The organism is Brucella daejeonensis, assembly GCF_014199265.1.
GTDB classification, from domain to species: Bacteria; Pseudomonadota; Alphaproteobacteria; order Rhizobiales; family Rhizobiaceae; genus Brucella; species Brucella daejeonensis.
Genome location: NZ_JACIJG010000001.1, coordinates 56,424 through 68,458 on the forward strand (window position 1 = coordinate 56,424; position 12,035 = coordinate 68,458).

Here is a 12,035-nt window from a genome sequence, read left to right on the forward strand (position 1 = left end):
TCAGGATAGAGTCATGAGCACGTTCAAACCGCTTGTCTTCTCCGGTGTCCAGCCGACCGGAAATCTTCACCTCGGCAACTATCTGGGTGCAATCAAGCGGTGGGTCGAGATCCAGCAGACCGAAGATTGCATCTATTGCGTCGTCGACATGCACGCCCTGACGGTTTCGCCCGATCCGGTCGAATTGCAGCAGTCGACCCGCGAGGTCACGGCGGCTTTCCTCGCCGCCGGAATCGACCCGAAGAAGAGCATCGTTTTCAACCAGAGCCGCGTCATGCAGCACGCCGAGCTCGCCTGGGTGTTCAACTGTGTCGCACGCATCGGCTGGATGAGCCGCATGACCCAGTTCAAGGACAAGGCGGGCAAGGACCGTGAAAACGCCTCGCTCGGCCTATTCGCCTATCCGAGCCTGATGGCTGCCGACATCCTGCTTTATCGCGCCACCGCCGTACCGGTCGGCGAGGACCAGAAGCAGCATCTGGAACTGACCCGCGACATCGCGCAGAAATTCAACAACGACTATTCCGACCGCATCGCTTCGCTCGGAATCGGCGTGGACATGAAGGTCGGGGACGAGCAGGTGTCGGGTTTCTTCCCGCTCACCGAACCGATGATTTCCGGTCCCGCCATGCGCATCATGTCGCTTCGCGACGGCACAAAGAAGATGTCGAAATCCGACCCGTCGGACCTGTCGCGCATCAACCTGATCGACGACGAGGAGACGATCAACAAGAAGATTCGCAAGGCCAAGACGGATTCCGACGGCCTGCCTTCGGAAACCGGCGGACTGGAAGGCCGCCCGGAAGCCGACAATCTGGTCGGCATCTATGCAGCGCTTGCATCGAAATCCAGAGAAGACATCGTGGCCGAGTTCGGCGGGCGCCAGTTCTCCGAATTCAAGGCTTCGCTGGCCGATCTCGCTGTTGCACGCCTGTCGCCGATTACGCATGAAATGCGCCGTCTGGTCGCCGATCCGGCCTATATTGACGGCGTATTGCGCGATGGCGGCGAACAGGCAGGCGTGATCGCAGAGCAGACGATGCGCCAGGTGCGCGATATCGTCGGCTGGCTCCAGAACTGATTTTCGTTCTTCCTCTCATGCGGGCGGCTGCAATTTTCGCGGTCGCCCGCTCCTTTTTGAAAATCGTGAGCCGGACACAAAATGTCAGCTTGCGGACGGCCGGTCCCGATGGCAAATTGCGGCCATGGTATCAAAACGACTTAGCCGGGAAGCCGGTCATCGCCGCAAGTTTCTTGCCGTCGTCGACGAAACGCCCGAATGCGGGCGTGCTGTCGCCTATGCCGCGCGCCGCGCGAAAAACACCGGCGGCTCGGTCATTTTTCTTTTCGTGATCGACGATTCCGACTTCCAGCAGATTCTGGGTGTCGGGGAGATCATGCGCACGGAAGCGCAGGATCGTGCCCGGGCCGCGCTCGAAAAATTTGCCGCCATCGTGCGCGCGGAGCAGGGAATCGAGCCGGAAATCAGCATCCGCGAAGGCGAAACCGCCGACCAACTGCTTTCGCTGATCGAGGAAGATCAGGATATTGCCATCCTCGTCCTGGCCGCAGGCTCCGGCAAGGAAGGGCCCGGCCCGCTTGTGCAGTCGCTGGCAAGCCGCAGCCAGTTTCCGATTCCCGTCACGGTTATTCCGGCGGGCATGAGTGACGACGACATTGATGCGGTGACCTGATCACCCTATATTGATGGTAACCGATAAGCATCCGAGCGCTACGGTACTTGTGGCCGTGCGCATATGCGCTTACGAAAATCGTTCCAGAATTTGAAAGCGGGACAACTGGCATGTTCATCCAGACTGAAACCACGCCCAATCCGGCGACCCTGAAGTTTCTCCCCGGCAAGGTCGTGATGCCGGAAGGCACAGCCGACTTCCGCGATGTCGCAACCGCCGGAAACACGTCGCCGCTCGCCGCCAAGCTTTTCGCGGTTCCGGGCGTAACCGGCGTTTTCTTCGGCTATGATTTCATCACCGTCACCAAGGAAGACGGCGAATGGCAGCATCTGAAGCCCGCCATTCTCGGCACGATCATGGAACATTTCATGTCGGGCACGCCCGCCATGGCGGGCAATGCCAATGGCGATGCAGGCGCGGCCCACGGCGACGAGGAATTCTTCGATGCGGCCGACACGGAGATCGTCGAAACCATCAAGGAACTGATCGAGACCCGCGTCCGCCCGGCCGTTGCGCAGGACGGCGGCGACATCACGTTCCGCGGTTTCGAAAACGGCACCGTTTTCCTGCACATGAAGGGCGCCTGCTCCGGCTGCCCGTCTTCGACGGCAACGCTGAAGCACGGCATCCAGAACCTGTTGCGTCATTTCGTGCCGGAAGTGCAGCAGGTCGAGCAAATCTGATCCGACTGGCCATTGTTACCAACATTACAGTTGCATTCTTCGTAATGCTAAAAAGGCCGCTTTGAGCGGCCTTTTTCTTACCCGTCATCGCCCGGATTTACTGTTTCACGATGACCTTCGCACCTTTTTCGGTGCGGTTGTAAAGATCCATGATGTCCTGGTTCATCAGGCGGATGCAGCCGGAAGACATGGCCTTGCCGATAGACCACCATTCCGGCGTTCCATGCAGGCGATAACCCGTATCGCCGCCCCTGTTGAACAGATAGAGCGCGCGCGCGCCGAGCGGGTTTTTCAGGCCCGGGTCCATCCCGTTGCGGTATTTCGCCAATTCCGGCTGACGCTTGATCATGGCCGAGGGCGGCGTCCAGGTCGGCCATTCACGCTTCATGGCGACACGGGCGTTGCCCGACCAGCCAAATCCCTCGCGCCCGACACCGATGCCATAACGCATCGCCTTGCCGTCCGGCATGATGAAATAAAGGAACTTGTTCCGCGTATCGACGACAATCGTGCCGGGCTTCTCGTCGGTCTGGTACTTTACGATCTGCCTGCGATATTGCCCCGGTATCTTTGCGCTCGGAATGGCCGGCACGACATAGCCCGCATCGGTAACGGAAGAATAGGAAGCGGTGTAGAAGGTGCCGCCCATAGTCGAGCAGCCCGCAAGGGCACCCGCCAGAAAAAGAGCCGTCGTCAGTTTCAGAACGCGAGAATTCATGCATTCCCCCCCAGATTGGTTCATCTCGTCAATGGGACCACGATGGGCCGTCGATAAAAGCGAATCGCTTGTTCGCGCTGAAGATGCAGCAGTATTGTTAACCATGCGTTAACCGTAAATTGAAAATTCCTCAAACGGGCGCTTTTTTGCCATATTTTGCCTTATTTGCCCGCCAGTACATACTTGTTTCTCGCCGATTCAGGCCGGTCTCCGGTTGTTTCGCTGGAAAACCGGGCACAAGATGCGCTCATGCCAATAGTGATTCCCAACCAGACCCATCCGCTTTCCGACGGCAGGCAGTCGGAGAATGCCATGCTCGTACGACGCGGCGTGCAGCGTCTTTTTCTGGAAATGGGGCTTGCCACATTGCCGGAACTGTCGCTCGCTTCCGGCAGGCGCGCCGACCTGATCGCGGTCAGCCGCAAGGGCGAAATCTGGATCGTCGAGATAAAATCCTCGATCGAGGACTGGAAGGCGGATCACAAATGGCCGGAATATCGTTCCTATTGCGACAGGCTGTTCTTTGCGACGCACCCGGCAGTCCCGCGCGAGATTTTCCCGGAGGAATGCGGCTTCATCCTGTCGGATGGCTATGGCGCGGAGATCCTGCGCGATGCGCCGGAGCACAAGCTTGCCGGAGCCACGCGCAAGGCGCTGATGCTGCGCTTTGCGCGCGCCGGCGCCGCGCGCCTCACCATGGCGGAGCTTGCCGGCCTCGATATGCCTGACGCCGGGCCGGGCGCCGAGATCGACTGAAATCAGCGCGGAGCGCGCTTGGCAAGGATTCGCTGCAAGGTGCGGCGATGCATGTTGAGGCGGCGGGCCGTCTCCGAAACATTACGCTCGCACATTTCGTAAACGCGCTGGATATGCTCCCAGCGAACCCGGTCGGCGGACATCGGATTTTCCGGCGGGGCAACCTTTTCGCCCGGGCGACGGGTAAGCGCGGCAAAAACTTCGTCCGCGTCGGCGGGCTTCGACAGATAATCGATCGCGCCAAGCTTCACGGCATTCACGGCGGTTGCGATATTGCCGTAGCCGGTGAGGACGATGGCGCGTGTATCCGGGCGGCGCGAACGAATGGCCTCGATAATATCGAGACCGTTTCCGTCACCCAACCGCATATCCACCACCGCATAAGCGGGCGCGGCAGCCTTGGCTGCGGCGATGCCTTCCTCAACCGATTCCGCGGTTGTCACCTGAAAACCCCGGCTTTCCATGGCGCGGGCAAGGCGCTGCAAAAAAGGTTTGTCGTCATCGACCAGAAGGAGGGTCGGATCATTGCCTATGGCTTCGGGGTCTTCCTGCCTCAAATCGTCCATCGGTTTTTTTCCTGCCTGTCTTTTTGTTTCCTTATTGATGCCCCTGCGTCAAAAAGTCAAATAGCCATTGAAACAATAAATCAATTCCAGCGACGGAAAGTTCCGGCCGTCGCCTCGCTTATCCCGGACCAATCGACTTTCTGGATCTGGTATCATTCCTTGGTGAAGACCGTGCGCGGCCAGACGACCTTCACTTCCGCCCCCTGCCCCGGATTGTTGCGATTGCGGAAGGCGATCTGTGCGCCGGATCGCTCCAGAAGGGTCTTTGCAATGAAAAGCCCCAGCCCCAGTCCGCCACCATTGCGGGTGTTGTCGCGGCTTGTCATATAGGGCTCGCCGATGCGGTCGAGAACTTCCGGCTTGAACCCGTCGCCGTCGTCCTGAATGGTCACGCTTACATTGCCCTCGGTCCAGCCCCACGTAACACTGACATTGCCGCGCGCGAAATCGACAGCATTTTCCACCAGATTGCCAAGCCCGTAGAGCAGGCCCGGATTGCGACGGGTGACCGGTTCCGGCTTCGGCCCTTCCATCTTCTGCACATCGATGGCGATGCCGAAATTGCGGTGCGGCGCGATCACCTCTTCGATGAGGGAAGAAAGCGGCAGGCGCGACATATGCTCTTCGTTTTCGGATGACAGGCTCGTCAGCCGTTGCAGGATTTCACGGCAGCGCTGCGTCTGCGAGCGAAGCAACGCGATATCGTCCGCCAGACCGGCATCCTTGACGTGTGTACGCTGCATTTCCTTGACCACGAGCGCGATTGTGGCAAGCGGCGTGCCCAGTTCATGCGCGGCGGCGGCGGCAAGCCCGTCGAGCGCCGATAGATGCTGTTCACGCTGGAGAATCAATTCGGCCGCCGTCAGGGCGTCACCAAGCTGGCGCGCTTCCTCCGCAATGCGATAGGCATAGACGCCCGTAAAGCCGAGCGCCGAGATGATGGCGCACCAGATGCCGATCACGAACAGGAAAGGCAGGTTCAGCCTTTCGCCGGGATACCAGGGCAGCGGATCGTATTGAAAGGCAAGCACGGTGGTACAAGCGACGACGAGCAGCGCGAGCACAAGCGTGTGCCGGGCGGAGAGCGATGTCGCCGAAATGATGACCGGGACGATCATCAGGACGATGAAGGGGTTTTGCAGCCCGCCGGTCAGATAGAGCAGTCCGGCCAGTTGCAATATATCGAAGGCGAGAACCAGGCTCGCCGCCGCCGGATTAAGCCGGTGATTGGTGGGGAAACGGAACGCCAGATAGAGGTTGAGCCAGGCCGAACAGGCAATCAGCGCAAGGCAGATGCCGACGGCAAAGGGAAATTGCAGATAGAGCGCGACGAACATCACCGCTGCCGTCTGCCCGGCTATGGCGAGCCAGCGTACCCGCACCAGTGTCGTAAGGCGCGGACGCCGCGAAAGGTTGGAAGCGCGATTTTCGAATTCTGCCTGCATGTTCCTCCCCTGTCTTGCTCCTTATGAAACAAGGCCGGACGAAAATGCAAGCAGAACTGCGTTATCCGGTCGCAGGTGCCGTGGTGGGACCTGTTGAGATTTTGGTTATGACGTGCCGAAAATGGTGCGCTTTGAGAACCGGAGCGGAATGTACTTTTGGGTACATGAGCACCGGAAGCGCAGAAGGGTGCCATTTGCAGGCCGTCAGAGCCGAAATATCTCAGGTCCCTCGTGGCTTGGCCCGGCGTGTTGCTTCAGCATTTGCCGGATCTTCCGGCCAGACGTGCTTGGGATAGCGTCCACGCATATCGGAGCGCACGTCGGCCCAGGAGCCTTTCCAGAAACCGGGAAGATCGCGGGTGATCTGGATCGGGCGATGCGCCGGAGACAGAAGCTCCAAAAGCAGCGGCACCTTGCCGTTCGCAATCGATGGATGCGTGCTTAACCCAAAAAGTTCCTGCACGCGCACGGCGATCACCGGCTCGTCGGCATCGTAGCGGATCGGAATATGCGAACCGGTCGGCACTTCAAAATGCGTCGGCGCAAGCTGATCGACGCTGCGTTGCAAATCGAAAGGCACGAGGCTCATCAGGCCGTTTTTCAGGACATGACCCGGAATGCGGTCGAGCTGCGCCTCACCGGTTAGAAACGGCAGCAGCCAGTCATCAAGTTTCTCCAGAAGATTGTTATCCTCCATCGACGGCCACGGTTCGCCAAGCCCGCGATGGAGCCAGCCGAGGCGGCGGCGCAAAATATCGGCTTCCTTACCCCATGGCAGAATGGAAAGCCCATGCTCGCGCGTGGCAGCAATCACGCCTTCATCGGCCGCGGCACCCGAAGGCGCGGCAAGCGGCTTTTCCGAAAGTGCGATGGCTCCAATACGTGACCCTTCACGCGCGCGAAGCGCGTTCTTCTCCGGGTCGTAAACGACCTGTTTTCCGCTTTCTATTTTGCCACCAAGAGCCGTGCGGATTTCCGTTTCGGTGAGTTCGGCTGCGGCCAGAATACGGGTGCGCCCCGCCTTGCCCGACATATCGGCCACCACCAGCCACGGCGCACGGCTGAGGCTGATTGCGCTATCCACCTCACCGCCGCGCCCATTGGCAAGCAGAAACTGCCCCGTCTGGCCACGGGCTTTTGCGATCCGGTCGGGATAGGCATCGATCAGCATACGGCCAACACTGGAACCGGCAGCTTCGCCCTTGTTCGGCACGTTTGCAGCCAGACGTTTCGCCAGTCCCCGCGCCCGGTGGGCGCGATCCGAACGGTCATTGCGGAAGCGCGACATGCGCGTTTCGAGATCGGTATCGTTACCGCCAAGCCCACGCTCGGTGAGGAGAAGGCTGAGTTCGGCTGCCCTTTGCGCCTCGCTGCGCTTGCCCGCTTCCGCGACCATATGGGCAAGGCGTGCTGGCAAGGCGAGCGCGCGCATGGCCTCGCCATCCGGCGTCAGACGTCCCCCCGCATCCAATGCGCCAAGCCGCGTAAGCAAAGCCTTTGCCTCGTTCAGCGCCGGTTTCGGCGGCATGTCGAGAAACTTTAGCGTCGTGGGATCAGTCACGCCCCATGCAGCCGCATCGAGCACCAACCCGGAAAGATCGGCTTCCAGAATTTCTGGCGGCGAGAAGGGTGCAAGCGCCGCTGTTTGTCCTTGATGCCAGAGGCGGATGGCAACGCCCGGCTCCGTTCGCCCGGCGCGACCAGCACGCTGATCCGCCGCCGCACGCGAAACACGCACGGTCTCAAGGCGGGTCAAGCCGGTGGCCGGTTCATATTTGGGCAGGCGGGCAAGGCCAGAGTCAATCACCACCCGCACACCGTCAATCGTGATGGAGGTTTCGGCAATCGATGTCGCCAGCACCACCTTGCGTTTGCCCTGTGGCGCAAGCTTGATTGCCGCATCCTGTGTGCTGCCTTCCATCGCGCCATAGAGCGGTGCCAGCATGATATTTGCCGGCAAACGATCATCCAGAAGACGCGCTGTCCGCTCAATTTCGCCCTGCCCCGGCAGGAAAGCCAGAATGCTGCCCGTCTCGTCGGCCAGTGCATCACGGATGGCGCGCACCATCGCGTCTTCAATGCGTTCATCGGCTTGGCGCGCGCGATAGCGAATATCAACCGGAAAGGCCCGGCCCTCGCTCTCGATCACCGGCGCATCACCCAGAAGCTGCGCCACCCGCGCACCGTCCAGCGTTGCCGACATGACGAGGATTTTGAGATCGTCGCGCAATGCTGCCTGCACGTCCAGCGCCAGCGCCAGACCGAAATCCGCATCGAGACTACGTTCGTGGAATTCATCGAACAGCACGGCGGCAACGCCCTTGAGATCGGGATCGTCAAGGATCATGCGCGCAAAAACGCCTTCAGTGACGACGAGGATTTTTGTCTTCGCCGAGACTTTGCTCTCAAGCCGCATGCGATAGCCGACCGTTTCGCCAATCTCTTCGTCCAAAAGCTGCGCCATGCGCCGCGCACTCGCGCGCGCCGCCAGACGGCGCGGCTCCAGAAGCACGATCATGCCATCCCCGCGCCACGGCGCATTCAACAGATGGATTGGCACCAGCGTCGTCTTGCCGGCACCGGGTGGCGCAACAAGAACCGCGCTCGCATGCGTTTTCAAAGCATCATCGAGCTGAGGCAGAATATGGGTGACCGGCAGATCGTTCGGCAAGGCGTCTCACAGTTTTAAAATGCGTCCCGAGCGGTTTGCATCAGGGCATCGGTTTTGTCCAGAATTGACATACTAGGGGCAGTATATAGGATTGATCCCATCGGGAGGTTCCATGCCACATTCACCGGAAGACAAGAAGCGCGCGCTGACGCGCCTGCGCCGCATTCGCGGTCAGGCCGAAGCGCTGGAACGCGCGGTGGAAGCGGGCACGGAATGTGCAGCTCTTTTACAGCAGATCGCAGCTCTGCGCGGCGCGGCCAACGGGCTGATGGCGGAAGTGCTGGAAAGCCATTTTCGCGAGACATTTGCTCAGGAAACGCCAACCGATCCCGATACGCAAATCGACGAAATCATGCGTATTTTACGCACCTACCTCAAATAAGTTCAGTAAAGACAGGCTGGAAAAGGAACCATCGCCATGAAGTCACGCGCAGCCGTTGCCTGGGAGGCAAAAAAGCCGCTTACCATCGAAACCGTCGAGATCGGCGGGCCACGGGCTGGCGAAGTGCTGGTCGAAATCATGGCGACCGGCGTTTGCCACACCGACGCCTATACGCTGTCGGGCCTTGATTCCGAAGGCAAGTTTCCGGCAATCCTCGGCCATGAAGGTGCCGGTATCGTGCGCGAAGTGGGCGCGGGCGTGACTTCGGTAAAACCCGGCGATCACGTCATTCCACTTTACACGCCCGAATGCCGCCAGTGCAAAACCTGCCTGTCGCAACGCTCGAACCTCTGCACGTCGATCCGCGCCACGCAAGGCCAGGGCCTGATGCCGGACCGCACCACGCGCTTTTCCTGCGATGGCGGTGAGGTGTTTCATTACATGGGCTGCTCGACCTTCTCCAATTTCACCGTCCTGCCGGAAATCGCTGTCGCGAAAGTGCGCGAGGATGCCCCTTTCGACAAGATCTGCTATATCGGCTGCGGCGTCACCACCGGCATCGGCGCTGTGATCTACACGGCAAAAGTCCGCCCTGGTTCGAATGTCGTGGTGTTCGGTCTTGGCGGTATCGGCCTCAATGTCATTCAGGGCGCGCGCATGGTCGGCGCAGACAAGATCATCGGCGTGGACATCAATCCGTCCAAGGTGGAAATGGCGAAGAAATTCGGCATGACCGATTTCGTCAATCCGCGTGAGGTCGGCAATGACAAGGTGGTGCAGGCCATTCAGGATCTGACCGACGGCGGTGCTGATTATTCCTTCGATGCCACTGGCAATACCGATGTCATGCGTCAGGCGCTGGAATGCTGCCATCGCGGCTGGGGCGAATCCATCATCATCGGCGTGGCGGAAGCCGGCAAGGAAATATCCACGCGCCCGTTCCAGCTCGTCACCGGTCGCGTCTGGAAAGGCACGGCCTTCGGCGGCGCACGCGGCCGCACCGACGTGCCGAAGATCGTGGACTGGTATATGGATGGCAAGATCAATATCGACGATCTGATCACCCACACCATGCCGCTCGACGAGATCAACACCGCCTTCGACCTGATGCATGAAGGCAAGTCCATCCGTTCGGTGATCGTCTATTGATGAGCGAAAGAGACCTCGTTTCCCATTGGGATGAAATCGACGACCTGACGCCGCGAGCGCTTTACGCGATGCTGAAGCTGCGCGTGGAGGTTTTCGTGGTGGAGCAGAAATGCCCCTATCCCGAGATCGACGGCAAGGATATCGGCGCGTTTCACCTGCGCATTCTCGATGGAGACGAACTGGCGGCGGCGCTTCGTGTGCTGCCGCCCGAAAAAGAGGCCGGTCCGGTGAAGATCGGGCGTGTCGTCGTGGCTCCGGCCTATCGGGGGTACAGGCTTGGCCAGAGGCTGATGAAGGAAGCGGTCAAATTCGTGCAGGCACGCTTTCCCGGCACCGCGATCGAGCTTGGCGGACAGAGCCATTTGCAGAAATTCTATCGCTCATTTGGCTTCGTGGTCATTTCGGACGAATATGTGGAAGATGGTATTCCGCATGTGGACATGCGGCTTGAGCCTCTGGGAAGCTGATCGTGTTTCTTTTGCGTCGTCATATGTCTTTCTATATCGGCGCATCGGGCGGGGCGGCGGCATTCCTCCTCGCATGGCTGCTGAAAAGCCCGCTTGCTCCGGTCATCGGGGCAAACTGCTTTTTCGTGCTCTATCTGCTGCTGGCGGGTTCGGCGCTACCGCGCCTGACCCCATCATTCCTGAAGAAACACGCCGCGAGCGCGGACGAACCGGTCTGGTTCATTTTTCTGGTGACGTTCGCCACGGTGGTCGTGGCCGTTGCGTCGCTGTTCATTCTGGTTAACCAGCAAGAGAGGCCCGGCATCCTCGATCTTATCGTCACGCTTGCCGCCGTGCCGCTCGGCTGGGCAACCATCCATATGATGACGGCGCTGCATTATGCGCATGTCTACTGGCAGCCGGGCGATCCTGCCGGAACGGACGCCGAACATGCCAGCCACTATCGCGGCGGCTTCGAGTTCCCAGGAACGCAGGAGCCGTGCGGCTGGGACTTCACCTATTTCGCCTATGTCATCGGCATGACGGCGCAAACATCCGACACCAGCGTCACGACGTCCGCCATGCGCCGGGTCACACTCGTGCACAGCATCGTGTCGTTCTTCTTCAATACGGTTCTCGTCGCCGCCGCGGTCAATGTGGCGGTCGCGCTTGGGAGTTAGAAATATCCATGGAAACGATCTCGACCGCAAAAAGCTTCGGTGGAACGCAGGGCATCTATCGCCACAAAAGCGGGACCTGCCAATGCGACATGACCTTCTCCGTCTTCCTGCCACCGCAGGCCGAACACGGTCCGGTGCCGGTTTTGTGGTATCTGTCCGGCCTCACCTGCACACATCAGAACGTGATGGACAAGGGCGAGTATCGGCAAATGGCAGCAGAACTCGGAATTGCCGTCATTTGCCCGGATACAAGCCCGCGTGGCGATAATATCCCGGACGAAGCGGATAACTGGCAATTCGGCAAGGGAGCAGGCTTTTATGTCGATGCCACACAGGCTCCGTTCGCGGAAAACTACCGGATGTATAGTTACATCACGCGGGAACTGACCGGTCTGGTGGCGGAAAAATTTCCGCTCGATATGAGCCGTCAGGCAATTACCGGCCATTCCATGGGCGGGCATGGCGCGCTGACCATTGCGCTCAAAAACCCGGACCGCTTCAAATCCGCCTCGGCTTTCGCTCCCATCGTGCAGCCATCGACGGCAGGCTGGTCGCGACCGGCGCTCGAAAAATATCTGGGACCGGAAGAGCGGGCATGGCGCGCCTATGATGCCACGCTGCTGATCGAAGACGGTTATCGCTTTCCAGAATTTCTGGTCGATCAGGGCACGGCAGACGGCTTTCTCGATGAAGGCCTGCGCCCGTGGCTTCTGGAAGAGGCGTGCAAGAAGGCTGGCATTCCCCTCACGCTCAATATGCGCGAAGGCTACGACCATTCCTATTTCTTCATCTCGACCTTCATGGACGACCATCTGCGCTGGCACGCAGAGCGTTTGAAGTGATAA

The 12,035-nt window shown here is 59.7% G+C and carries 13 protein-coding genes; 9 read left to right on the forward strand and 4 right to left on the reverse strand.

What is annotated here, in order from left to right; genetic code table 11:
• Positions 1–13: 13 nt before the first annotated feature.
• The 3 genes from trpS to FHS76_RS00310 all read left to right on the forward strand — a co-directional run bounded on the left by trpS (position 14) and on the right by FHS76_RS00310 (position 2,377).
• Complete coding sequence (trpS, locus tag FHS76_RS00300) at positions 14–1,081, forward strand: tryptophan--tRNA ligase (RefSeq protein ID WP_183646377.1); 1,068 nt, start codon at positions 14–16, stop codon at positions 1,079–1,081.
• A 124-nt stretch (positions 1,082–1,205) separates the two neighbouring features.
• Positions 1,206–1,694: a universal stress protein gene (locus FHS76_RS00305; protein ID WP_183646380.1), complete on the forward strand. Its 489-nt coding sequence runs from the start codon at positions 1,206–1,208 to the stop codon at positions 1,692–1,694.
• Between the two features lie 110 nt (positions 1,695–1,804).
• The gene (locus FHS76_RS00310) at positions 1,805–2,377 is read left to right on the forward strand and encodes a NifU family protein (RefSeq protein WP_183646383.1); all 573 of its coding nucleotides are present in this window, start codon (positions 1,805–1,807) and stop codon (positions 2,375–2,377) included.
• 97 nt (positions 2,378–2,474) lie between these two features.
• Here the strand turns inward: FHS76_RS00310 and FHS76_RS00315 are convergent, their stop codons facing one another.
• Positions 2,475–3,095, reverse strand: coding sequence for a L,D-transpeptidase (locus tag FHS76_RS00315; RefSeq protein WP_183646386.1), 621 nt, complete (start codon positions 3,093–3,095; stop codon positions 2,475–2,477).
• A gap of 249 nt (positions 3,096–3,344) precedes the next feature.
• On the opposite strand from FHS76_RS00315, the gene FHS76_RS00320 reads away from it, so the two are divergent.
• Entirely contained in the window at positions 3,345–3,851 is a 507-nt protein-coding gene (locus FHS76_RS00320) for an MmcB family DNA repair protein (protein ID WP_183646389.1), read from the forward strand.
• A 2-nt stretch (positions 3,852–3,853) separates the two neighbouring features.
• On the opposite strand, the gene regA is transcribed toward FHS76_RS00320, so the two are convergent.
• From regA to hrpB, 3 genes are all read right to left on the reverse strand, one after another.
• Positions 3,854–4,417 (reverse strand): global response regulator transcription factor RegA, encoded by a 564-nt coding sequence (regA, locus tag FHS76_RS00325; RefSeq protein ID WP_183646392.1) that lies wholly within the window; start codon positions 4,415–4,417, stop codon positions 3,854–3,856.
• A 152-nt stretch (positions 4,418–4,569) separates the two neighbouring features.
• Complete coding sequence (locus FHS76_RS00330) at positions 4,570–5,862, reverse strand: ActS/PrrB/RegB family redox-sensitive histidine kinase (RefSeq protein ID WP_183646397.1); 1,293 nt, start codon at positions 5,860–5,862, stop codon at positions 4,570–4,572.
• Positions 5,863–6,082: 220 nt separating this feature from the next.
• Positions 6,083–8,533 carry an ATP-dependent helicase HrpB gene (hrpB, locus tag FHS76_RS00335; RefSeq protein WP_183646399.1) on the reverse strand — a complete coding sequence of 817 codons (2,451 nt, stop codon included), beginning with the start codon at positions 8,531–8,533 and terminating at the stop codon, positions 6,083–6,085.
• A gap of 112 nt (positions 8,534–8,645) precedes the next feature.
• On the opposite strand from hrpB, the gene FHS76_RS00340 reads away from it, so the two are divergent.
• From FHS76_RS00340 to fghA, 5 genes are read left to right on the forward strand one after another with little or no spacing between them, the layout of a single operon-like run.
• Positions 8,646–8,915, forward strand: a complete 270-nt coding sequence (locus FHS76_RS00340; protein WP_183646401.1) for a metal/formaldehyde-sensitive transcriptional repressor — start codon at positions 8,646–8,648, stop codon at positions 8,913–8,915.
• 36 nt (positions 8,916–8,951) lie between these two features.
• A complete protein-coding gene (locus FHS76_RS00345; protein ID WP_183646405.1) occupies positions 8,952–10,064 on the forward strand; it encodes an S-(hydroxymethyl)glutathione dehydrogenase/class III alcohol dehydrogenase in 1,113 nt (370 codons plus the stop codon).
• A complete protein-coding gene (locus FHS76_RS00350) occupies positions 10,064–10,531 on the forward strand; it encodes a GNAT family N-acetyltransferase (protein WP_183646408.1) in 468 nt (155 codons plus the stop codon). The genes FHS76_RS00345 and FHS76_RS00350 overlap by 1 nt, the downstream gene beginning before the upstream one ends.
• Positions 10,532–10,533: 2 nt before the next feature.
• Positions 10,534–11,190, forward strand: a complete 657-nt coding sequence (locus FHS76_RS00355; RefSeq protein WP_183646412.1) for a DUF1345 domain-containing protein — start codon at positions 10,534–10,536, stop codon at positions 11,188–11,190.
• Between the two features lie 8 nt (positions 11,191–11,198).
• Positions 11,199–12,032: an S-formylglutathione hydrolase gene (gene fghA / locus FHS76_RS00360; RefSeq protein ID WP_183646415.1), complete on the forward strand. Its 834-nt coding sequence runs from the start codon at positions 11,199–11,201 to the stop codon at positions 12,030–12,032.
• The last annotated feature ends 3 nt before the right edge of the window (positions 12,033–12,035 follow it).

Bases quoted from the DNA above. Each gene is read 5' to 3' on its own strand.
- trpS (WP_183646377.1), top strand. From the start codon at position 14: ATGAGCACGTTCAAACCGCTTGTCTTCTCCGGTGTCCAGCCGACCGGA.
- FHS76_RS00305 (WP_183646380.1), top strand. From the start codon at position 1,206: ATGGTATCAAAACGACTTAGCCGGGAAGCCGGTCATCGCCGCAAGTTT.
- FHS76_RS00310 (WP_183646383.1), top strand. From the start codon at position 1,805: ATGTTCATCCAGACTGAAACCACGCCCAATCCGGCGACCCTGAAGTTT.
- FHS76_RS00315 (WP_183646386.1), bottom strand. From the start codon at position 3,095: ATGAATTCTCGCGTTCTGAAACTGACGACGGCTCTTTTTCTGGCGGGT.
- FHS76_RS00320 (WP_183646389.1), top strand. From the start codon at position 3,345: ATGCCAATAGTGATTCCCAACCAGACCCATCCGCTTTCCGACGGCAGG.
- regA (WP_183646392.1), bottom strand. From the start codon at position 4,417: ATGGACGATTTGAGGCAGGAAGACCCCGAAGCCATAGGCAATGATCCG.
- FHS76_RS00330 (WP_183646397.1), bottom strand. From the start codon at position 5,862: ATGCAGGCAGAATTCGAAAATCGCGCTTCCAACCTTTCGCGGCGTCCG.
- FHS76_RS00340 (WP_183646401.1), top strand. From the start codon at position 8,646: ATGCCACATTCACCGGAAGACAAGAAGCGCGCGCTGACGCGCCTGCGC.
- FHS76_RS00345 (WP_183646405.1), top strand. From the start codon at position 8,952: ATGAAGTCACGCGCAGCCGTTGCCTGGGAGGCAAAAAAGCCGCTTACC.
- FHS76_RS00350 (WP_183646408.1), top strand. From the start codon at position 10,064: ATGAGCGAAAGAGACCTCGTTTCCCATTGGGATGAAATCGACGACCTG.
- fghA (WP_183646415.1), top strand. From the start codon at position 11,199: ATGGAAACGATCTCGACCGCAAAAAGCTTCGGTGGAACGCAGGGCATC.